The sequence below is a fragment of the Thiohalocapsa sp. genome (assembly GCF_019695415.1).
Classification (GTDB): domain Bacteria; phylum Pseudomonadota; class Gammaproteobacteria; order Chromatiales; family Chromatiaceae; genus Thiohalocapsa.
In genome coordinates this window covers 1-22,196 of record NZ_JAIFKJ010000174.1, presented here as the reverse complement: position 1 = coordinate 22,196, position 22,196 = coordinate 1, and the positions used below count along the sequence as shown (strand labels likewise).

General features: G+C 65.5%; 20 protein-coding genes. 5 read left to right on the top strand and 15 right to left on the bottom strand.

The features are described 5' to 3' along the window. Nucleotides 1–40: 40 nt before the first annotated feature. The 9 genes from urtA to trxC form a co-directional block, all read right to left on the bottom strand. Nucleotides 41–1,357: an urea ABC transporter substrate-binding protein gene (urtA, locus tag I6U14_RS04835; RefSeq protein WP_296897339.1), complete on the bottom strand. Its 1,317-nt coding sequence runs from the start codon at nt 1,355–1,357 to the stop codon at nt 41–43. Between the two features lie 690 nt (nt 1,358–2,047). Then, nucleotides 2,048–3,025 carry an EF-P lysine aminoacylase EpmA gene (gene epmA, locus I6U14_RS04830; protein ID WP_296897329.1) on the bottom strand — a complete coding sequence of 326 codons (978 nt, stop codon included), beginning with the start codon at nt 3,023–3,025 and terminating at the stop codon, nt 2,048–2,050. A gap of 181 nt (nt 3,026–3,206) precedes the next feature. Beyond that, nucleotides 3,207–3,779, bottom strand: a complete 573-nt coding sequence (gene efp, locus I6U14_RS04825; protein ID WP_296897327.1) for an elongation factor P — start codon at nt 3,777–3,779, stop codon at nt 3,207–3,209. A 68-nt stretch (nt 3,780–3,847) separates the two neighbouring features. After that, nucleotides 3,848–4,768, bottom strand: coding sequence for a hypothetical protein (locus tag I6U14_RS04820; RefSeq protein ID WP_296897326.1), 921 nt, complete (start codon nt 4,766–4,768; stop codon nt 3,848–3,850). Between the two features lie 52 nt (nt 4,769–4,820). Further along, nucleotides 4,821–5,939 carry an alpha/beta hydrolase gene (locus I6U14_RS04815; RefSeq protein WP_296897325.1) on the bottom strand — a complete coding sequence of 373 codons (1,119 nt, stop codon included), beginning with the start codon at nt 5,937–5,939 and terminating at the stop codon, nt 4,821–4,823. 28 nt (nt 5,940–5,967) lie between these two features. Further along, a complete protein-coding gene (gene greA, locus I6U14_RS04810) occupies nt 5,968–6,444 on the bottom strand; it encodes a transcription elongation factor GreA (RefSeq protein WP_296897323.1) in 477 nt (158 codons plus the stop codon). 218 nt (nt 6,445–6,662) lie between these two features. Next, complete coding sequence (gene carB / locus I6U14_RS04805) at nt 6,663–9,869, bottom strand: carbamoyl-phosphate synthase large subunit (RefSeq protein WP_296897321.1); 3,207 nt, start codon at nt 9,867–9,869, stop codon at nt 6,663–6,665. A 125-nt stretch (nt 9,870–9,994) separates the two neighbouring features. Beyond that, nucleotides 9,995–11,137, bottom strand: a complete 1,143-nt coding sequence (gene carA / locus I6U14_RS04800; RefSeq protein ID WP_296897319.1) for a glutamine-hydrolyzing carbamoyl-phosphate synthase small subunit — start codon at nt 11,135–11,137, stop codon at nt 9,995–9,997. Nucleotides 11,138–11,376: 239 nt separating this feature from the next. After that, a complete protein-coding gene (gene trxC, locus I6U14_RS04795) occupies nt 11,377–11,811 on the bottom strand; it encodes a thioredoxin TrxC (RefSeq protein WP_296897317.1) in 435 nt (144 codons plus the stop codon). Nucleotides 11,812–11,918: 107 nt separating this feature from the next. Between trxC and trxA the strand changes: the two genes are divergently transcribed. The 3 genes from trxA (at nt 11,919) to I6U14_RS04780 (ending at nt 14,661) form a co-directional block, all read left to right on the top strand. Continuing rightward, nucleotides 11,919–12,779, top strand: coding sequence for a thioredoxin (gene trxA, locus I6U14_RS04790; protein ID WP_296897315.1), 861 nt, complete (start codon nt 11,919–11,921; stop codon nt 12,777–12,779). Between the two features lie 176 nt (nt 12,780–12,955). Beyond that, nucleotides 12,956–13,531: a hypothetical protein gene (locus I6U14_RS04785; protein ID WP_296897313.1), complete on the top strand. Its 576-nt coding sequence runs from the start codon at nt 12,956–12,958 to the stop codon at nt 13,529–13,531. 80 nt (nt 13,532–13,611) lie between these two features. Continuing rightward, nucleotides 13,612–14,661, top strand: a complete 1,050-nt coding sequence (locus I6U14_RS04780; RefSeq protein WP_296897311.1) for a GGDEF domain-containing protein — start codon at nt 13,612–13,614, stop codon at nt 14,659–14,661. Between the two features lie 45 nt (nt 14,662–14,706). Here I6U14_RS04780 and galU read toward each other — a convergent pair whose 3' ends face one another. From galU to lapB, 3 genes are all read right to left on the bottom strand, one after another. Further along, entirely contained in the window at nt 14,707–15,579 is an 873-nt protein-coding gene (gene galU / locus I6U14_RS04775) for a UTP--glucose-1-phosphate uridylyltransferase GalU (protein WP_296897309.1), read from the bottom strand. A gap of 81 nt (nt 15,580–15,660) precedes the next feature. Continuing rightward, nucleotides 15,661–16,365 carry an orotidine-5'-phosphate decarboxylase gene (pyrF, locus tag I6U14_RS04770; RefSeq protein WP_296897307.1) on the bottom strand — a complete coding sequence of 235 codons (705 nt, stop codon included), beginning with the start codon at nt 16,363–16,365 and terminating at the stop codon, nt 15,661–15,663. 77 nt (nt 16,366–16,442) lie between these two features. After that, on the bottom strand, nt 16,443–17,639 hold the full coding sequence (gene lapB / locus I6U14_RS04765; RefSeq protein ID WP_296897306.1) for a lipopolysaccharide assembly protein LapB: 1,197 nt from the start codon (nt 17,637–17,639) through the stop codon (nt 16,443–16,445). A 333-nt stretch (nt 17,640–17,972) separates the two neighbouring features. Between lapB and I6U14_RS04760 the strand changes: the two genes are divergently transcribed. Both I6U14_RS04760 and I6U14_RS04755 read left to right on the top strand, forming a co-directional pair. Next, a complete protein-coding gene (locus I6U14_RS04760) occupies nt 17,973–18,686 on the top strand; it encodes an SDR family NAD(P)-dependent oxidoreductase (protein ID WP_296897304.1) in 714 nt (237 codons plus the stop codon). 77 nt (nt 18,687–18,763) lie between these two features. Further along, nucleotides 18,764–19,180, top strand: coding sequence for a hypothetical protein (locus I6U14_RS04755; RefSeq protein ID WP_296897302.1), 417 nt, complete (start codon nt 18,764–18,766; stop codon nt 19,178–19,180). Nucleotides 19,181–19,254: 74 nt separating this feature from the next. On the opposite strand, the gene I6U14_RS04750 is transcribed toward I6U14_RS04755, so the two are convergent. From I6U14_RS04750 to I6U14_RS04740, 3 genes are all read right to left on the bottom strand, one after another. After that, the gene (locus I6U14_RS04750) at nt 19,255–20,076 is read right to left on the bottom strand and encodes an adenosylcobinamide-GDP ribazoletransferase (protein ID WP_296897300.1); all 822 of its coding nucleotides are present in this window, start codon (nt 20,074–20,076) and stop codon (nt 19,255–19,257) included. Between the two features lie 25 nt (nt 20,077–20,101). Continuing rightward, on the bottom strand, nt 20,102–21,031 hold the full coding sequence (locus I6U14_RS04745; RefSeq protein ID WP_296897299.1) for a DUF808 domain-containing protein: 930 nt from the start codon (nt 21,029–21,031) through the stop codon (nt 20,102–20,104). Nucleotides 21,032–21,114: 83 nt separating this feature from the next. Next, entirely contained in the window at nt 21,115–21,903 is a 789-nt protein-coding gene (locus I6U14_RS04740) for a metallophosphoesterase (RefSeq protein WP_296897297.1), read from the bottom strand. Nucleotides 21,904–22,196 lie beyond the last annotated feature (293 nt).

Here is a 22,196-nt window from a genome sequence, read left to right as displayed (position 1 = left end):
CGGCGCCAGGCGCGCCGGTGGGGTCGGGCGTTGGGGAAGTCTATTCCGCAGCCTCGGCGCCGAGACACTCCTCTGTCTTGGTGTTGTAGTTGCCGCAGTTGACCGGGTCGGTCCAGTCACCCTTGAGGTCCTTCGAGCCCTCCAGGTAATCGGACCAGGCGTCACCGGGCACCTCCTCATCGGTCTGCCAGACGACGGCGAACTGGCCGTCCTCTTGGATTTCGCCGATGAGCACCGGCTTGGTGATGTGGTGGTTGGGGAGCATCTTGGCGGTCCCGCCTGTGAGGTTCTTGGTCTCCAGACCCACGATGGCATCGATGACAGCGTCAGGATCTGTGGTGCCGGCCTTCTCCACGGCCTTTACCCAGAGATCGAAGCCGATCTTGTGCGCCTCCATCGGATCGTTGGTGACCCGGTCGTCGTCCTCGATGAAGTCGTGCCAGGTCTCGATAAAGGCGTCGTTCTCATCAGTGGGCACGCTCATGAAGTAGTTCCAGGCGGCGAGGTGGCCCACCAGCGGTTTGGTGTCGATACCTGACAGCTCCTCCTCACCCACGGAGAAGGCGACGACAGGGATGTCTTCGGCGGAGATTCCCTGGTTACCGAGCTCCTTGTAAAAGGGCACATTGGCATCGCCGTTGATGGTCGAGACCACGGCGGTCTTCTTACCCTCGGAGCCGAATTGCTTGATGTCGGCGACGATGGACTGCCAGTCCGAATGGCCGAAGGGCGTGTAGTTGATCATGATGTCCTCCTGAGCCACGCCGTTCTGCTTCAGGTAGGCCTCAAGGATCTTGTTGGTGGTGCGCGGGTAGACGTAGTCGGTGCCCGCCAGCACCCAGCGCTCCACCCCCAGCTCGTCCTTCAGGTAGTCCACCGCCGGGATGGCCTGCTGGTTCGGCGCGGCGCCGGTGTAGAAGACGTTGCGCTGGGACTCCTCGCCCTCGTACTGCACCGGGTAGAAGAGCAGCCCGTTCAGCTCCTCGAACACCGGCAGCACGGACTTGCGCGACACCGAGGTCCAGCAGCCGAAGACCGCGGCAACCTTGTCCTTCTCCAACAGCTCACGGGCCTTCTCGGCAAACAGCGGCCAGTCCGACGCCGGGTCGACCACCACGGCCTCCAGCTTCTTGCCCAGCAGCCCTCCCTTCTCGTTCTGCTGTTCGATCAGCATCAGCATCGTATCCTTCAACGTCGTCTCGCTGATGGCCATGGTGCCAGACAGGGAGTGCAGCACGCCGACCTTGATGGTCTCATCACTGCCGGCCTCGGCGGCTTCGCCTTCTTCTTCGGCGTGCAGCAGGCCGCTGCTGAGGCCTAGCAGCAGGACCGCCGCCAGGGCGAAGGATTTGAGCATATGGGATTGGGAACTGAGGGTCCGCAGGGTGGCAGGGTTCGGCATAGGTCAAAGGCTCCGAGTCGGGACAATCGCGGCGGGCATCGTCGAGCCCGCAGTGGCGCCGCAATCAAAGCAAAGTCTGGGCCAAGCCCGTAAACGACTCAGTCGGCGTCAAAACCACTGCCACGCGCTGCGCTGGGGCGCAGCCGCGAGCATCGTCTTGCACCAGCACGGTGCATGATGCGCACCAACGGCGGATGCAATGCCCCCTACTGGGGCTCGGAGACGCCGCCTGCGGAAATGGGTAATACGCGTTGGCGTTGGTGAGACGGCTGAGGGCCGTTGGCGGCCGCGAACGCCGAGGCTACAACTGCTCGACGTCTTCGGACTCGTCGGTAGGCGTCGATGGCCGGCACCGACGGGCACCATCGCCAGGCGACGGCGTCACACAGTGCGCCCCGGCGTTGCCGCACGCCTTGGCTCGCGACTTCTCGAAACGCTACATCCCGATGCCGAGCTGGACCAAGGGGAATGCCGATTTGTGGTCGTATCCCGGGCGGGTGAGGACGGTCTACCGTTGTCAGCGGCGTAAGCCGCAACACTAAAGGCCGCCGGAAACCGCGCTTGTTGTCAGCTGGGCGAGTTCCGTCCTGCATTTTTTTTGGCAGGATGCCCAATAAATCGGTATTTCCCAAGCGGCAGCCGCCTTCAGGCCCGCTGCGCGGGGAAGGCCAGCACGGCATCGATGTGCTCGGCATCCAACGCACACATCAGGAGCCGATCCAGACCCAGGGCCACACCGGCGCAAGCAGGGAGGCCGGTTTCCATCGCTGCGAGTAGGTGCCGGTCCATCGGCAAGGCTGGCCGGCCATGCGCGGCACGCGCGGCACCGTCCTGGTCGAACCGCCGGCGCTGCTCCTGCGGGTCACGCAGCTCATCGAAGCCGTTGGCAAGCTCCATGCCCTGCCAATAGACCTCAAAGCGGCGGGCGGTCGGCGGATCACCGGCCTCGACGCGGGCGAGCGCGGCCTGACTCGGGGGGTAGTCGTATACGAACGTGAGCCCGGCGCGGCCGAGGTCGGGCTCCAGGCAGTGCGACAGCAGCAGGTCGAGCCAACCGTCGGTGTCGAGATCCAGGTGATTGGCGTCGGCGATGCCCCGGGCCTGGGAGATGGATCGCAGCTCGTGCTCGCTCGCCCGCCAGGGATCGAGCCCCATGCGGCCCAGGAACAGGTCGCGATAGCCGATCCGCTCCATTGCTAGCTCAGGGTGTCCGACGAGTCGGCACACCAGCGCAGCCACCTCATCCATCAACTCCTCCAGCGAGAAGTCCGGGCGGTACCACTCGAGCATGGTGAACTCCGGGTGATGGCGGCGGCCGCGCTCGTCGGCACGGAAAACCTTGCAGACCTGGTAGATGGGTCCGCTGCCCGCGGCGAGCAGGCGCTTCATCGGGAATTCCGGTGAGGTCTGCAGGTACCAGCGCTGCGCGCCGGCGCCTGTGAGGTCTGCGTCCAGGTACAGCGGCTCGATGGCGGGGTCCAGGTTGGACGCAGCGGAGAGGATGGGGGTTTCGACCTCCAGGACGCCGCGCTCGGAGAAGAAGGAGCGCAGCTCCGCGAGGAGGTGCCCGCGTGCTTTGAGTGCCGCGAGCGACGCACTCGGGCGCCAGTGGTGTATCGTCACCGCGGAGTCCAGCAGGTTGGGGTTACGTGCCTGACACCATCAACGTCCAGCACCGAACCGGCCAAAGGACTGCTCGGATGAAAGCCGGGGTCCTGGCGGCGTGCGGTTCGCCGAAACTCCGAAGACAATCATGGACCGACTGCCGTCAGGCCACCTCAGTCCCCACGCAATGGCAAGTCGGTCAGTCTTCCTTGGCGCGAGACAGGTACTCACCGCTGCGGGTGTCGACCCTGATCATCTCGCCCTCTTCCAAAAACAGGGGTACGTTGACGACTGCGCCGGTCTCTAATGTGGCGGGCTTGGTACCGCCCGTGGCGGTGTCGCCGCGAACGCCGGGGTCCGTCTGCGTGATAGTCAAGACGACAAAGTTCGGCGGCTCTACGGACAATGGTGCACCGTTGTAGAGCGTGACCTTGCACATGTCCTGCTCTTTGAGCCACTTGGCAGCGTCGCCCACAGCGGCGGCGTCGGCACCGAGCTGTTCAAAGGTGTCAGTGTCCATGAAGTGCCACTGCTCGCCGTCGTTGTAGAGGTACTGAAGATCCGTCTCGTGCACGTCTGCAGCCTCCACCGAGTCACCGGACTTGAAGGTCTTCTCCACCACCCGGCCGGTCTTCAGATTACGCACCTTCACCCGGTTAAAGGCCTGCCCTTTGCCGGGCTTGACGAACTCGTTCTCGACGATGGTATAGGGGTCACCATCCAGCATGATCTTGAGGCCGCCCTTGAATTCGTTGGTCTTATAGCTTGCCATGTCGCATATCTCCGTGATTGCCAGCGCAATCGCCCATGATACCCCGAAGCCCACCGCCTGGCGGCCCCTCAGCCGCGGCGCGCAGCATCACTGTTCAGCGCTCGCAGCGCCAGCGCAAAGCCGAGGGCCAGTAGACCTGCCACGAGCACCGACCCCGGCGCCGCGCCGAGGCGCTCCAGCCACTGGGTCAGGAAGTGGATGGCACCGAACACGGCGCAAAGGTTGATGAGCCAACGGCGCCCTGCCCACCAGCCCCAGAGGCCGGTACCCAGCAGTGCCAGCGCCCAGGCGACGGCGAACATCGGCGCCGTGACCTCCCACTCATAGCCCCCCACCTGCAACCGGTCCCCGAACAGGGAGCCCACCCAGAAGCCGAGGTTGACGAGAAGCACGCCGGTGCGCGCGGCGCTCATCGCCAGCCCGGACATGGGATGCGGCAGGCGCAGATGCAGCAGGTATGCGAGCAGAGCGAAAAGCGCAAAGCAGAGGGCCGTGAGCAGCGGCGCATCAATGCCCAGCAGGTAGCTCGCTTCGAAGTAGCCGGCGCGCGCACCAAGCGCGGAGGCAAGGGCGAGCACGGCCAGAACCACCAACAGGTGGCTTCGCACGAGGATGCCGGGCACGGCCAGCACGATTGCCGCAGCAATGAATGCGGGCGCCGATCCGGCCGCCCACAGCAGCAAGCCACCGGCGGTTAGTAGGCTGCCGATAATCACCCACAGAGCGGCCACCAACTGCCATTTGCGGGTCCCAAAGTAGGCCAGCGCCAGGCCGAGGGCGTCAACCGCCAGCCCCACCAGTATCGCCGTGGCCGGTGCAGGCAGCAGGGCGATCCCGGCCCCGGCCACGGCCACCACACCGAGACCTGCCAGCAGGCCGTAGGCCAGACTCGCCGTCTCCTGCGCCGCATGCCGGCGCAGGCGGGCATGCAATTCGCTGCTGATCTGGCCTTCGGCCAGCAGCCGGTCAAGATCCACCAAGGCCTTCATGGGCCGACCAGGCCTCGGCCCACGAAGCTGGATCGCCGTCGCCGGGTCAAGCTTAGCCGCCGACCAACCTGTAGAGGTTCAGGTCCGCGGCGAACCGCAGGACGGAGTCCGGGGCCGACTCGGGGCTACCGCCATTCAGCGCGGCTGTGAAAAGCTGCTTGAGCTGCTCGTTCGCCGCCGGGACTTCGCCGACGAAGTAGCCGTGCGCTTCGCCGACTCCGCCGGCGCGGGTGACGTCGATGTAGAAGGCGTTTGCGGCACTCAGGTTCTTGATGTAGTGCCCAAGCCGCGGCAGCTGTTCCTCACCGGGCTTGCGTCGCGACCACTTGAGCGCGAAGTCATGCTCGTTGATGAAGACATAGACGCGATTGCGTACGTCGAGCGACCCGACCCAGCTGTCGTGTCCGGCGTTATTGGTGTCCGCTGCCACAAGGCAGACGTTGTCGAAGAGCAATGCCCGGGCGCCGCCCATGCTCGGTCGCAACGCGTATTTCAGCACGTAGTTGCCCATACTGTGGCAGATGAGGCTGAGCTTGGTCTCACACTGCTCGCTGCACAGCTTCGCGTACAGGGCTTGGGTGCGGTCCGGGTTGTCCGGATGACGCTGGGCGGCCACCTCGCGAAGCCGCTCACGCATCCCCGCCGTGAGCTTTTCGTGAAAGAACTGCATCTTCTCGAAGAAGCGGTTCAACGCATCCATGGAAGCGCGGGCATCCTTCTTATCGCGGCGGTAGGCAACGGTACCGCTAACCGGCCCACCACCATTGGCAGGCCAACTGAACACCACACAGATGACGCCGTGCTGTTGCTCGATGGCCTCGGCGGTCTCCACCACATCGCGGATATCGTTGTTGTAGCCGTGCACATACACGGCAAGATTGCGTCCCGAGGTCTGCGTCTGCTCGTAGAGCTCGCACGCCACTTTCAGGCTCGCATGGCGGACGACGCTGGGGTTGATATCGAGATTCCATTGGTCGCGCAATGCGCGCGCCTCGCGCACCAGCAGCTCGTCCTTCAGGGTTTCGGCGGCCCAGTCGTTACCATCGCGCTCCACGCGGACGATGCGCAGTTCATTGGGCCCATCGCGGTTGGGCTTCTTGCCGAAGATATCGAGATCGGCCGGCTCACCCGACTTGGTCTCGCGCACTTCGCGATTCGTGACGACGTACATGCCGGTATCCCCAAAGAATTTCGGCGGCCTATTCGTAGCGGACTTCAAGCACTTCGAGCTCGCGCTTGCCACCTGGCGCCTCCACCATGGCCACATCCCCTTCGGCCTTGCCGATCAGCCCGCGAGCGATGGGCGAGCTGACACTGATCTTGCCTTGCTTGATGTCCGCCTCGTCATCGCCGACGATGATAAAGGTGTGCTCCTCGTCCTTTTCGATGTCCAGCACGTCCACTGTGACGCCGAACACCACCTTACCGGTGCGCGGCAGCGTGGCAACGTCGATGATCTGCGCATGCGAGAGCTTGCCCTCGATCTCTTTGATTCGACCCTCGATGAAGCCCTGCTGCTCGCGCGCTGCATGGTACTCCGCGTTCTCTTTGAGATCTCCGTGGGCGCGGGCTTCGGCGATGGCTTCGATGACGCGCGGGCGCTCGACCCTTTTCAGATGTTCCAGCTCGGCACGCAGTTGTTCAGCGCCCCTGGCTGTCAGAGGTACCTGGGTCATGTGTGAAATCCTCTTCCGCGCCGCAACGCGACCACTGCGCATGCGGCGTTGTCTGTTGTCTGCGTTTGGGAGTGGTCCGGCTGGGGACCAGTCGGGGATCAACTGGGGACCGGCTGGCAGCGGGAGAGTCGGCGCGCCGGCTGCGGCGCCGAGTCTCCTCCCGATCCGCTGCCGGGCGCCGGCAGCTCGATGACCAAAGCCTAGCGCCCTCTCACCCCTCAGTAAAGCGCCTGCAACGGATTAACGTCCAGCAGATCGCCCTGCTGCAGCGCCATGCAGGTGGCCTCGGCTCCGGCGATGGTGGTGGTGTAGCTGACTTTGTGCTGCAGCGCCGCGCGGCGGATCTCCGCGGAGTCCGCGATGGCCTGGGTGCCCTCGGTGGTGTTGACGATAAAGACGATCTCGTCGTTTTTGATCATGTCGACGATATGCGGACGCCCTTCCTTCACCTTGTTCACGCCCGTGCATGCCATCCCCGCCTCGCGCACCGCCCGCGCGGTGCCATGCGTGCCGTAGAGCTCGAAGCCGAGACGTTCCAGCGCCCGCGCCACCTCCACCACCCGTGCACGGTCAGCAGAGCGCACACTGAGCATGGCCTTGCCGCGCTTAGGCAAAGACATGCCTGCACCCTCCACAGCCTTGCCGAAGGCCTCGGCGAAGCTGTCGCCGATGCCCATGACTTCCCCGGTGGACTTCATCTCCGGACCGAGCACCGTGTCCACCCCAGGGAACTTCACGAAGGGGAATACGGCCTCCTTGACGAAATACCGCGGCGGCGTGACCACGTGCTCCAACCCCTGTGCGGCAAGGTCCGTCCCAGCCATGCAGCGCGCCCCCACCTTGGCGAGGGGCACACCGATGGACTTGGAGACGAAGGGCACGGTGCGCGAGGCGCGCGGATTCACCTCCAAGATGTAGATCTCGTCATCCTGGATCGCGAACTGCGCATTCATGAGACCCCGGACGCCGAGGGCGAGGCCGAGCTGGGTCATCTGCTCGCGCAAGCGCTGCTGCGCGGCGTCGGTCAGCGTGTAGGGCGGCAGGGAGCAGGCAGAATCTCCGGAGTGTACGCCTGCCTGCTCGATGTGCTCCATGATGCCGCCGATGAGCACCCGCTCGCCGTCGCAGACGGCGTCCACGTCCACCTCGATCGCATTGTCTAGGAAACGGTCCAGCAGCACCGGGGCCTCGTTGGAGACGCTGACGGCGCTGCGGATATAGCGCGCCAGCTCCAGGTCGTCATACACCAGCTCCATGGCACGCCCGCCGAGCACATAGGAGGGGCGTACCACCAGCGGATAGCCGATGGCGGCAGCCTGCTCCAGGGCCTCGCTCTCGCTGCGGGCCGTTGCGTTCGGCGGCTGCTTCAGATCGAGCTGGTGCACCAAGCGCTGGAAGCGCTCGCGATCTTCGGCAAGGTCGATGGAGTCCGGCGAGGTGCCGATGATGGGCACACCGGCGGCTTCGAGGTCGCGGGCGAGCTTGAGGGGCGTCTGCCCACCATATTGAACGATGACGCCGAAGGGCTGCTCCACCTGGACGATCTCCAGCACGTCCTCTAGGGTCAGCGGCTCGAAGTAGAGCCGATCGGAAGTATCGTAATCGGTGGAAACGGTCTCCGGGTTGCAGTTGACCATGATGGTCTCAAAACCGTCCTCGCGCAGCGCCAGTGCCGCGTGCACGCAGCAGTAGTCGAACTCGATGCCCTGACCGATGCGGTTCGGTCCGCCGCCGAGGACCATGATCTTCTGTCGATCCGTGGGCGCTGCTTCGCATTCTTCGTCGTAGGTTGAGTACATGTAGGCGGTGGCGGTGGCGAATTCCGCGGCACAGGTGTCCACGCGCTTGAACACTGGCCGGATGCCGTGACCATGGCGCAGGCGCCGGATGCTCGCCTCATCGCTGCCCACCAACTTCGCCAGGCGCTTGTCCGAGAAGCCCTTGCGTTTCAGCAGCCTGAGCCTGGCCGCACCGAGCGCCTCGGCACCGGCCGTCTTCACCTCTGCCTCCAGCGCCACCAGCTCCTCGATCTGCGCCAGGAACCAGGGATCGATCCCCGACAGCGACTGGATCTCCTCAAGCCCCCAACCGAGGCGCATGGCATCGGCAATGTAGAAGATCCGCTCCGGGCCGGGCTGGCGGATCTCGCGGCGAAGAACATCCTCCGCCTTGCTCTCACCGGGGTTCACCACCCGATTCAGGCCGTCGCGGTCTGTCTCCAAGCCCCGCAGCGCCTTTTGCAGCGACTCCTGGAAGGTGCGCCCAATGGCCATCACTTCGCCCACGGACTTCATCTGGGTGGTGAGCCGCGAGTCAGCCTCCCGAAACTTCTCGAAGGCGAAGCGCGGCAGCTTGGTGACCACATAGTCGATGCTCGGCTCGAAGGAGGCCGGCGTAGCCCCGCCGGTGATCTCGTTGCGAAGCTCATCGAGCGTGTAGCCCACCGCCAGCTTGGCCGCCACCTTGGCAATCGGGAATCCTGTCGCTTTGGACGCGAGCGCCGAGCTGCGCGAGACGCGCGGGTTCATCTCGATGATGATCATCCGCCCGTCTTCGGGGTTGATGGCGAACTGCACATTGGAGCCGCCGGTGTCCACACCGATCTCGCGCAGCACCGCCAGCGAGGCGTCGCGCATGATCTGATATTCCTTGTCCGTGAGCGTCTGGGCCGGGGCGACGGTGATGGAGTCGCCGGTGTGCACGCCCATGGCGTCGAAGTTCTCGATGGAGCAGATGATGATGCAGTTATCCGCATGATCGCGGACCACCTCCATCTCGAACTCTTTCCAGCCGAGCACCGACTCCTCGATCAGCAGCTCCCGCGTGGGCGAGAGATCCAGGCCGCGGCGGCAGATTTCCTCGAACTCCTCGGCGTTGTACGCGATGCCGCCACCACTGCCGCCCATCGTAAACGAGGGGCGGATGATCGCCGGGAAGCCCACCTGCACCTGCACCTGCTGAGCCTCTTCCAGGCTGTGGGCGATGGCCGAGCGCGGCAGGGCGAGGCCGATGCGGCGCATGGCTTGCCGGAACAGGTCCCGATCCTCGGCCTTGTCGATAGCCTCGCGCGTGGCACCGATCATGGTCACGCCGTAGCGCTCCAGCACGCCTTCCCGGGCCAGGTCCAAGGCGCAATTGAGCGCCGTCTGCCCGCCCATGGTGGGCAGGAGCGCATCCGGGCGCTCGCGCTCGATAATGCGTTCCAGCACGCGCCAATTGATGGGCTCGATGTAGGTCGCATCGGCCATGTCCGGGTCGGTCATGATGGTCGCCGGATTGGAGTTGACCAGAATGACCCGGAAGCCCTCCTCCTTGAGCGCCTTGCAGGCCTGTGCACCGGAGTAGTCGAACTCGCAGGCCTGGCCGATGACGATAGGCCCGGCACCAATGATGAGCACGCTGTGGATGTCGCTGCGCTTTGGCATGACCGCTGGCTTAGCTATCTCTTAGGCTGTAGCAGCCGGCCCGCGGCGGGCCGGCGGCGGCATGGCGTCCGGCGTCCCAGGAGTCGGCAGCAGAGTGGTCTGTTCGGGCAGGCCCCGCGCGGCGCCTAGGCCCGCTCGGCCATGGCCGCAATGAAACCGTCGAACAGATACCCGACGTCGTGGGGACCCGGGCTGGCCTCCGGATGCCCCTGAAAACTGAATGCGGGCCGCTCACGATGGCGGATGCCTTGCAGCGAGCCGTCGAACAGCGAGCGATGCGTCGCCTCGACGGTCGCGGGCAGCGTCGCCTCGTCCACCGCAAAGCCATGGTTCTGGCTCGAGATCATCACGCCGCCCGTGGCAAGATCCATCACCGGATGATTGGCACCGTGATGGCCGAACTTCATCTTCACCGTACGTGCGCCGCAGGCGAGCCCCAGTAACTGGTGGCCGAGGCAGATACCGAACAGCGGAATCTCCGCGTCGAGCAGCTTGCGTATGGCGGTGATGGCGTAATCACAAGGCTCCGGGTCACCGGGTCCGTTACTCAGAAACACGCCGTCGGGACGCAGCGCGAGCACCTCTGCCGCGGGCGTCTGCGCGGGCAGGACAGTAACGCGACAACCGCGCGCCGCCAACATGCGCAGGATGTTGCGCTTGATGCCATAGTCGTAGGCGACGACGTGGTACTGCAGCGCAGGGTCGTCCGCTGCAAGCGGGGCGCCCTGCCCGAGCTCCAACGACCAGAGCCCGGCGGTCCAGTCGTAGGCCTCGGCCGTGCTCACCTCGCACGCGAGGTCCATGCCGGCGAGGCCCGGAAAGGCACGCGCCGCGGCCAGTGCCGCGTCTTCATCAAGGCCGGCCCCCGCCTGCAGACAACCGTTCTGCGCGCCTTTCTCGCGCAGAATTCGAGTGAGTCGGCGGGTGTCGATGTCGGCGATGCCGGGCACACCCTGATTGCGCAGGTAGTCGGGCAGGTCCTGTGAGCTGCGCCAGCTGCTCGAGCGCACCGGGAGGTCGCGGATCACCAGCCCGGCCGCATGCACACGTGCGGACTCTTCATCCTCTGCATTGACGCCCGTGTTGCCGATGTGCGGATAGGTGAGCGTTACCAGCTGACGACTGTAGGAGGGGTCGGTCAGGATCTCTTGATAGCCGGTCATGGCGGTGTTGAACACCACCTCCCCGACACTCTGCCCGGCGGCACCGATAGACAGGCCGCGGAAGATCGAGCCGTCTTCCAGGACCAGTACGGCGGGTTCGTGCAAAGCGACCTCCGGGCAGACAGTCCGATAGTGGCAGGCAGGCGGTTGCGCGGTAACGGACGTCCGTCCGTTTACCGTGTCCAACCATGCGAATTCGGGGCACATGCTGCCCCGGCCCTGGGGCGGGGCATCACCTAACGGATACTACTAGGACGGCCCGCAGGCTGTCCACGCAACCGCGCAACCCCGCTGGCCCAAGTCGGCTCACCGCCTGCCTAGCCGGCAGAGGTAGGCACGTGCGCCTACACTACAGAGCGTACCCAGGCCACCAGCTGGCCAGTGTCCATGGCACCAGCCTGCCGCGCGAGCTCCTGACCACGCCGGAACACCGCGAGCGTCGGGATGGAGCGGATACCGAAGCGCATAGCCAGCCGCTGAGCTTCTTCGGTGTTCACTTTCGCAAGTCGCGCATCAGGCTCGAGCTGCGCCGCGGCCGCCTCGAAGGCCGGGGCCATCATCCGGCACGGCCCGCACCAAGGCGCCCAAAAGTCCACCAGTAGGGGCAGGTCGCTGCGGGTCAGATGCCGCTCGAATCGCGCCTCGTCCAGCGCCACGGGGTGGCCATCGAACAGCCGCCGGTGGCACTTGCCGCAGGCAGGGCCTTGGCCGAGCCGCGTCACGGGCAAGCGGTTCACTGCATCACAGTGCGGACAGACAACATGCATCGGCTCAGTCATGGCAGTCTCCCAACTGACAGGGCGCAACGGGTGGGTGCTTGAATCACCCTGGTGGACCAATTATTTTCCACGGTTGTCTTGGTTGCCAGACCCTACAGGAGCGCTCCATGGCCCAATCGCCGCACGTGATCGACGTCACCGAAGCAGACTTCGAGCAAGCGGTCATCGCCGGCTCCGCCCAGCGCCCCGTGCTGGTGGACTTCTGGGCGGACTGGTGTGCACCGTGCCGACAATTGATGCCCGTACTCGCGAAGCTCGCGGATGAATATGCCGGCGCTTTCCTGCTCGCGAAGGTGGACACGGAGGCCCAGCAGTCCCTGGCCGCAGCGTTCGGTATCCGCAGTCTGCCGACAGTCCAGTTGTTCAAGGACGGTCATCCTGTCGATCAGTTCATGGGCGCCCTTCCGGAGGGCCAGATCCGGGAGTTCCTGTCACGCCATATCGAGAGCGAGACGGATCGGCGCATCGCCATTGCGACCGAGCACATGTCCCGCGGCGAGCTCGATGCGGCGGCTTCACTGCTTGCCGAGGTCCGGGCCGAGGACCCAGAGAATACGAGCTTGTTCACGGCGGAGGTGCGCCTAGCGCTGGCGCAAGGCCAGCCCGACACCGCAGCGAAGCTGCTCGAGCGCACGCCCATTGAGCTCACAAATGACCCGGAGGTAGCTCGGTTGCGGGGCCAAATCGCCTTCGCCGAGGCCGCCGCCAACGCCCCCTCACCAAGCGAGTGCGCGGCACGATTGGCCGCAGACCCTGGCGACAGCGAAGCCCGCTACGGTCTCGCCGCGCAGCAGGTGCTAGCCGGGGACTATCAAGCCGCGCTGGACAATCTGCTGACGGTCATGCAGCGGGACCGAAGTTTCGGCGACGACGCCGCCCGCAAGGGCATGCTGATGGTGTTCGACCTCCTCGGCGATGACCCGCTGGTGACCACCTACCGCGCCAAGCTCTCCCGCCTGCTTTACTGACCGCTCGCCGGCCCTCCTGTCCGGTACGGCTAAGAGCTTTCAGACTTTGCCGCCGCCCGAAGCCGCAGCCGACCGCAGTCGTCGTATCCCATGATATCCATTACACTCACGGGGTTTATCGCGACACATCCCGTCCTGCGACGGCATGCCACCCGCAACCGAATGGAGCCGCAACGATGTCTCGCCCGATCACCTACCTTGCTGCGCTCATGCTCGCGGCAACCCCATCCTTTGCCGATCCCGTCATCGATCAAATCGACGCCGCCAAGCGCGCCTATGGGGCCGGGGACGAACAACTTGCCATTCAAGCACTGGAGTTCGCCGTCACCCAGATACAGGACAAGCTCAGGGCGGAGCAGCTGGGCCTGCTGCCGGAACCGCTCCCCGGCTGGAACGCTGACGACCCAGTGACCGACGCCGGCGGTATCGCCGCCATGTTCACGGGCACGAGCCTCATGCGCACCTACCGCAAAGAAGGCGGCGGCAGCGTCACCATCAGCATTACCGCGGACTCGCCCCTGCTGTCGATGATGACCACGCTGATGCAGGCCAACCCGAGCGCCACACCCTATACACACGGCGGGTACCGGGGCGTGCTAGAAATGCATCAGGATGGCAGCAGCCGGATTCTGCTGCTTGTCGGGACCCGCATCCAGGTGCAGGTAGAAGGCAGCGATGTCGACCGGCAGACGCTGGAAACCTACCTGGACGCTGTGAAACTGGACCGGCTGGAACAAGCGCTGCTCGGCTGAGAGCACCACCGCCGGCCCGCCAACGCAGCAGCAACGCCCGCCGCCCACGCATCGCCGGTATGAGCTCGCAGAGCTAGACCATGCGGGGTGCCAACAACATGGAGCTCATGGGGTTCGAGCGTACCCTTGCTGAGATCGAATGGCTGCTGCTGGCGCTCATTCTGGTCTACATGGCGCTGCCGGGGGACGAGCCAGTCGAGAGGCCGCTGTATATCCTCGCCGCCGGTGTGATCTTCGCCACCTTCGTCTTTTGCTTCCGCTACGCCAACCTGTTCAGCCTTCCGGCACGCTGGAAGCTCACCATTGAGACCTGGGCGATGATCGGCCTGACCGCAGTAGCCGTCTGGCACACGGGCAAGGTGGACAGTCCATTGCTCAACTTGTTTCTGCTGGTGGTCGTCTTCAGCGCCTTAACGCTCGGTAGGGTTATTACACTCCTGAAGCTCGGGGTGATCGCGAGCTTTTACCTGCTCTCGGCCTATGCAGTGGAGGCCCACGACATCTTCCGCTACGAGCTCTTCAGTGCCCTGATACTGCGCTTCGTCCCCTTCGTGCTCGTTGCCTATGTCACCTCGCTGCTGGCGGCGGACTTGGGCTTCGCCCGTGCGTACGCCGAGCAGCTCGCAGACACAGACGAGCTGACGGGCTTGGGCAACATGCGGGCCTTCAACCAGGCCTTGTCCAAGCATCAGCGACTGGCTCGCCGGCGCGAGGAGTCGTTGTCGGTGCTTATGATCGACATCGACAACCTCAAAGCCATCAACGACCACCACGGCCATGACACCGGTAATCGCGCCATCCGCGCCGTCGCTACTGCAATCCGCAACTGTGTACGCGCCGACGACGTCGTCGCCCGCTACGGCGGCGATGAGTTCATTGTTCTACTGCCCGCGGCACCAGAGGCGGCTGCCCAGGGAGTTGGCGAGCGTATTCTTCGGCACATTGCCGCCGCGCCTGTCAGAGGCCCGACTCGTTCCGTGAGCGTGAGCGTCAGCATTGGCCTGGCCACGCTGCCGGTGGTGGCGGGCGATATCGAGGAGTTGCTGCGCCACGCCGACCAAGCGCTCTACGCCAGCAAGCGTGCCGGACGCAATCGCCTCTCCAGCTATCCAGCGGCAACGGCCGCTTAGGCACGCCGATGCCGCGTGAGCGGCGCCGGGCCGTACCGCCCGGGCTCATAGGTCGAGCTGCTTGAGGTAGTCGCGGAAGCTCGCCCCCAGCTCCGCGTGTGACAGCGCGTACTCTACCGTTGCCTCCAGGTAGCCTTCTTTGCTGCCGCAGTCGTAGCGCTTGCCGGCGAAGGGATAGGCCACCACCGGCTCATCTTGCAACAGCGCGGCGATGGCATCGGTCAGCTGGATCTCACCACCGGCACCTGGCCGCGTCTGCTCGAGCTTGTCGAAAATGGTGGGAGAGAGCAGGTAGCGCCCCACGACGGCCAGATTGGACGGCGCATCGCCGGGCTTCGGCTTCTCGACAATGGACACCACCCGCAGCGTGCCATCGGGCTGCTCCTCGGTGGCAACGATGCCGTATTTGTCCGTTTCGCCGGGTGGCACCTCCTCGACGCTGAGCACGCTGGCACCGGTGCGCTCGTACACCTCCGCCATTTGCTCCACGACGCCCTTCTCGTCATTTCGGATCAGGTCATCCGCTAGGATGATCGCGAACGGCTCGTCTCCCACCACAGGCTTGGCACAGAGCACCGCATGGCCCAGGCCCAGAGCCTCCGGCTGGCGCAGGAAGATGCAGTCAACGTGCTCCGGCAGCACGTTCTGCACAAGCTTCAGCAGCTTGTCCTTGCCCGCCTCCTTGAGCTCCATCTCCAGCTCGTAATTCTTGTCGAAGTGATCCTCGATCGAGCGTTTGTGCCGACCCGTGATGAAGATCAAGTGCTCAGCACCGCCGGCCTCGGCCTCCTCCGCCGCATATTGGATCAGCGGTTTGTCGACCACTGGCAGCATCTCCTTGGGGCTCGCCTTGGTGGCCGGGAGAAAGCGCGTGCCGAGACCCGCGACTGGAAAGACGGCTTTGCGGATTTTTGCCATAACGACTCCTGCTGTGTGTTGCTTGTGTCTAAAGGGTGCGCGCACGCTCCACCATCACAGCGGCAGGGGCGACGCCCGTGTTCAATCGGCGATCTCGCGAGCGATGGCCGCGAGAGCAGCCGCCGGGTCCGGCGCTTCGGTAATGGGCCGGCCCACCACCAGATAGTCGGCACCGGCGGCGATGGCGTCAGCCGGCGTCATGATCCGCTTCTGGTCGGCTGCTGCGGCGCCCACCGGACGCACGCCGGGCGTCACCAAGCGAAACGCCGGGCCGAACCGTGCCCGCAACGCCGCCGCTTCTCGTGGCGAGCAGACCACGCCATCGAGGCCGGCAGCCTTGGCCAGCCCGGCCAAGCCGAGCACGCGTGCGGCAGGCTCACCTGGACAGCCAATGGCGGCAAGGTCCGCAGCACTAAGACTGGTGAGCACGGTGACCGCAATCAGCAGCGGACGCTCACGGCGCTGGGCGAGGCGTGCCTGGGCGGCCTCGAGCATCGCCGGCCCGCCCTGGGCGTGGACATTGACCATCCAGACCCCGAGGTCCGCTGCTGCGTCGCAAGCACCGGCGACGGTGTTTGGGATGTCATGGAACTTAAGATCGAGGAACACCCCGAAGCCTGCAGCTACGGCACGCCGCACCAGAGCGGGGCCGGCGCGGGTGAAGAGCTCCTTGCCGATCTTCACACGACAACGGTTTGGATCCAGGTGCTCCAGCAGCCCCTCCGCCGGCACACTGTCGGGGAAGTCCAGGGCGACGATGATGCGCGGTGCGGCTTGGCTGGTCATGGCTGTTGCAACGGACTTCGATTGCTTGCCTGCGACAAGGGAGTGACCAACATGCGGGGTCGAGTGCCAAGCGGGGGTTAGGCGATCTGGCGCTGACGCAGCGCCGGCGGCGCCGCGATGGGCTCGGGCTCGACGGCCTTGATGCTTCCCCAACGCTTGCAGCTCGGACACTGCCAGTGCAGCTCACGGGCCTCGAAGCCACAGTGGTCGCATTGATACACCGGCTGCGCCGCGAGGTGGCGCGCGATGACTTCCAAGAGCACGGCGTCCTCCACCGAGTGCGTATGCTGCCCTCGCCTACGGAGCATCAGCAGCCGCTCGGCGCCGGAGAGGTCGGCGTGGCGGCACAGATAGTCCACCAAAAACGCCCGCGCCGCGGCCTCGCCAGCTTCGGCCTCGATGGCGTCGCAGAGCCTCAGCATCAGCGGCGGTGATGGGTGCTGCTCGAACAGGGTCCGCAGCTCGCCGGTGACCGAGTCCCGGCCCAGCCGCTGCCAGCAAGCCAGCAGGCCAGGCAACATCGCCGGCAGATACTGTGGCCCGCGCTGGGCCACGCGTCGATACAGCAGCGCGGCCGTCTCCGGGTCGCCGCTCTCCAACTCCATTCGCGCCTGCACCAGGCTGGCGCGTATGCAGTCTGCATCCACCGCCTGTGCATCCAGCAGGTGGGAGCGAGCCTGCTCGGGCTTGCTGTCGCGCAGACATTGCTCGGCAAGCTCGCAGTGATACTGCGCGATCTCGGTACTCAGGGGCGCATCGCTGATGCGCTGCAGCGCCTGGGCCGTCTCCAGGCATCTCGGCCATTCCTTCTCCGCTTGGTAGATCTCGATGAGAGCCCGCAGCGCCCGCCGTTGCTGCAGTTGGCGCTCGACCAGCTCCCGAAACAGATTCTCGGCCCGGTCGAAGAGTCCGGCCAGCATATAGTCACGGCCAAGCTCGTAGAGCGCGACACCACGCTGCGGATCTGCGAGCGTCGGCCTGGCCACGAGGTTTTGATGAATTCGGATGGCGCGGTCTACCTCGCCGCGGCGTCGAAACAGCGCCCCGAGCGCCAGGTGCGTCTCCACCGTCTCGCTGTCCACCTCAGCGAGCTTCAGAAAGACATCGATGGCCTTGTCCGGCTGCTCATTCAGCAGATAATTCAGGCCGCGGAAAAACACGGGCTCTCGTTCGGCCTTGGGGGAGCTGGACGGGCGACGGCGCGCCGCCCACCAACCGCTGGCGGCCGCAACCGGCAGCAGCAGGAACAGCCACTCCATCAATGCAGACCCCATCCCGCACAGCCCCGCGGGACAGCGCCACAAACATCCCCGAAGATCGACCAGCATCCCGACCTAAAAAACTGCTGCCGGCGCGTCATACGCAGCCGGCTCCTGCCCCGACGACCACGTTGATCGGGGGCCGAGCCGGCTGACATCGCGCCCTGGCGGCATGCGCCGGCAACAACCGGTCGGACGGTATTGGCTGGCATCATGCGGGTATCATACAAGTTGTCATTGGCCGCCGCATTGCGCCGCCGCCGCTTGGTCGGGTTGCCGCCGCGCGGGCACGCCCTCAGTTGACGGGGCTGCGAGTACAACACCATCCCCAGCAGGAGACCCTTATCCATGAGCGAATTCGAAGGCCAGGTCGCGGCGGTCACCGGTGCCGCCGGCAACCTCGGTACGGCACTGTGCGAGCGGCTCGCCGAGGCCGGTGCCAGCATTGCGCTGCTGGACCGGGACGCAGACGCCCTCGCAGCACTGATCAGCCGCCTGCCGCAGAATGCAGACGCCGCGCACTTCGTCGTCGACCTACTCGACCCGGGCTCGGTGCAGCGCTGCGTCGAGGCCGTGCGCGGGCGCTTCGGGCGCATCGATATCCTTGCCAATGTCGCCGGCGGCTTCGCGATGGGCCCGACACTGGATGAGACCGACGACGCCACCTGGGACCTCATGCTTGACTTGAACGCCCGCTCCGTCTTCCACATGACTCGAGCGGTGCTGCCCTTGATGCGCGCCGCAGGCTTCGGCCGTGTCGTCAACGTCGCAGCCCGCGCGGCCCTGCAGGGCCAGGGCAACATGGGCCCCTACTGCGCGTCCAAGGCTGCGGTGGTCTCGCTGACCGAAAGCCTGGCCGCAGAGACCAAGCAGCTCGATATCAACGTCAACTGCATACTGCCCGGCACCGTCGACACGCCCCAGAATCGCGCCGCCATGCCGGACAAGGATCACGCCACTTGGGTGCCTCCGGAGGCACTTGCGGACGTGATGCTGTTCCTCGCCTCGCGGGCCGCCCGCTGCGTGAGCGGCGCAGCCGTCCCGGTCTATGGGCGCAGTTGAGCGCCGTGCCTCAGATCATCACCACACAGGGCTGGGCTCAGCGCAGATCGGCTCCAACGCACACTGGACGCCGACAGATGCTTCGGCGGGCCGTCGTCCCCCTACTCGTCTGCGTCTGGCTGGCGTTCCCGGCGGCTGCCGTCGTCGATGAAGAATTCCTGACCGAGGCAGATCGCGAGCTGCTCGTGGAAGCCGTCGAGGCCGCCTACGAGCTCGATCTCTACAACGCGCGGTGCCGGAACGACCGGTCCGGGCGGCGAACGGAGAACCTCAACAAGGAGCTCGTGAGCCGCTTCCGCATGACCGTGCTCGATGTGCTCGACGACCTCTTCCCGGAGGGCTACTACCGCACCGCCCGCGAGCGCATGAGCGAGGACTTCCTGACCCGTCTGCGCGAGATGGGCGGGTGCGCGGGCGCCAAGGCGGCGGGTCTGCGTGACACGCTCGGTGCCCGCTACGATGCTGCGATGGAGGCAGTGGCCGCACGGCCCTGAGGTACAGGCTGAAAGCGCAATCGGGCGCGGTGGCCGCCAGCAAGCCGGCCGCTGCAGCCTGCCTCGACACAGCATTAGGAGACTACCGGCGTTGCCGTGTCCGCCGCCAGCACGAACGCCGTGGTGAGCAGGAGCAGCGTCTCGCTCAACTCTACCAGGGCCCCAACGCCGTCACCCGTGTAACCGCCGAGCCGCTCCAGCAGCGAGCGCCGCCAGGCGAGCAGTCCCAAGCCCGCCGCAGCGGCCGCCGCCATGGCCGTCACCGGGCTGTAGGCGGCGGCGGCCACCAGCGACACTGCCGTTGCGGCGCCAGCGGCGATCCAGGCCGCGGCACGCGGTAGGTGAGCGCCGAGCACGGCACCCAGCCCTTCGCGCCTGGCGGCAGGCGTGGTCAGCGCCAACCACAGAATCTGCGCCCGCGCCAGCACCGGCACCCAGAGCAACGCCCAAAGGCTCGGCCCGCCCAAATCCAACATCACCATGAGTGCCGTCAGCTTGGCGAGCAGCACTAAGATTAGGGCGACGACGCCCATGGCACCGATGTGCGGGTCCTTCAAGATAGCCAGTGTCCGCTCCCGGCTGCCGAGCCCTCCAACCCAGGCATCGGCACAATCGGCAAGGCCGTCCAAGTGCAGGGCACCTGTTGACCAGACCCAAACACCGAGCAGCGCCATGGCGAGTGCCGGCGCGCCCGGGCCCGCCGTCAGGCCGAACACGTGACCACCGAGCGCGAGCCCGGCGAGCAAGGCGCCGAGCAGCAGCCCGATCACGGGGAAGAAGGGTGCAGCGCTACCGTAGAGGGTCGGTGGCGCGTCAGCCGCCGCTGGAAAGGGCCAGCGCGTCAGAAAGCGGCCCGCGAGCAAGAATGCCCGCCAAACCCGCAATATCGCACTCACGGTTGACGGCGACGCCGCCGGGGAGTCAAACCGCGCCGCCGCGCAGCCGACCCAGATAGGTTACGACGGCGAGTGTTGCCGCCCCCGCGACGACGCCGACGAGCCCGTTGGCGAGCACACCCAGCAAGCCCTCCAGTGCGGGCATACCATGCACGACGTGGCGCAGATGCTCGATCCCGTGATGCAGCGCGGGCAGCCCGTGCACCAAAATGCCACCGCCCACCAAGAACATGGCGATCATGCCCACCACGGACAGCGCCTTCATGAGATAGGGCGCACCGGCGAGGATGGCCCGGCCGATACGGTGCTGCACCTCGCGCCACAGCCCTTTACCCTCACGCTTGGTCAGGTAGAGCCCAAGGTCGTCCAGCTTGACGATGCCAGCGACAAGACCATACACGCCAATCGTTATTAGGAGCGCGATGCCGACGAGCACGGCGATGCGCATCGGTAACGCCGCCGTGGCAACGATACCGAGGGTGATGGCAATGATCTCCGCGGACAGCACGAAGTCGGTGCGAATGGCGCCCTTGACCTTCTTGCGCTCCAGATCGGCCATGGAGACGTTCGGGTCGTTCAGGGCATCCGCGATCTCCTGATGGCGATCGAAATCGTCTTGTGGGTGCAGGTACTTATGGGAAAGCTTCTCGAAGCCTTCGTAACAAAGGAACAGGCCGCCCGCCATCAGGAGCGGTGTGATGACCCAAGGGGCGATGACGCTCAGCACGAGGGCCACGGGCACCAATATGGCCTTGTTCAGCAGCGAGCCCTTGAACACGGCCCAGACCACAGGGATCTCCCGCTGCGCACGCACGCCCGTCACCTGCTCGGCATTCACCGCCAGATCGTCGCCGAGGACACCCGCGGTCTTACGCGCGGCCACCTTTGTGAGAACGCTCACGTCGTCCAGGACCGTGGCGATGTCGTCGAGCAGGGCGAGCAGGCTGGTAGCCATCGAGACTCCTCAAAGCGCGGCATTCGGCTGCGCCCGGCACGTTAGCAGCGCGATGGCCTTCCGGCAATCGGAAGACGTGCCAATCAGCCCTGTTCCAGGCGGTGCAGGGTGATCTCCGGCGGGCAAAAGAAGCGCAGGGGTACGCCGCATGAGCCGGTGCCGACGGACGTGTAGCCCACCAGCCCACGGTACTGCCACGGGCCCGCCTGCATGGGCCTGGGCGCATCACAAACCCGTGCCAGAGCGTAGCCCCCGGGGAGGCAAATCTGCCCGCCGTGCGTATGCCCGGAGAGCATGATGTCGAAGCCATAACCCGCGGCTTCCCGATAGGTCTCAGGCGAATGGCACAGCAGCAGCGAGAAGCCGTCATCCGGAATAGCTTCCCGCACGGCGGCGAGGTCATGGGTGCGGTAGAAGTTCGGGTCGTCGACGCCGCCCAGGTAAAGCACAGCGCCATTGTGGCGAACCGTTACGACTTCGTTCAGCAGGAAGCGCAGGCCGGCGCGCTCCAGCGGCGGCACGATCTCGATGAAGTCGTGATTACCGAGCACTGCGTACACAGGGTGACGCAAGGCGCCCAGCAGCGCCATCGTCTCCGCCACCGACGGGTCGTGGTCAGCGTCCGTCGTGTTGCGGAAGTCGCCGGTGATGACACCCAGGTCGTAATCGACGCCGGACAAGCGCCTGCGTAGCACGTGGCCCAAGGCCGGATCCAAATCCAGGTGCAGGTCGCTCAGCTGCAGAATACGCAGGCCACTCAGCGCCTTGGGTAGGCGGGGGTGTCGCAGCGGGCGCTCCACCAAGTGCAGATCCAGGAAGTTGCGATAGCCCCAGCGGTGGATGCCGAGCAGGCGGACCGCGCGATCTGCCAAGACGTCAATATCCAACAACCGCGACAGGCCGAGCAAGATCGCGTCTTGGTGCGCATCGCCGGCGGCATGATCAATCTGAGTGTTGAGCCGCTGGCGCAACCGCGTCCTGCCGAGACGCCGCGCCAACGCCTTATAGTCCGCCGCGTCAAGACCCGCCGCTGCATCGGGCCGCCGTCCGGATGTCTCAGCGCCCACACCCCTAGCTTCATTTGCCTTGAAGTATTCCTCTATGACACCAACCATTTCCGCAGTCCCAACTCAGCCTACCACCCCGTACACTGACAGTCCCGAAC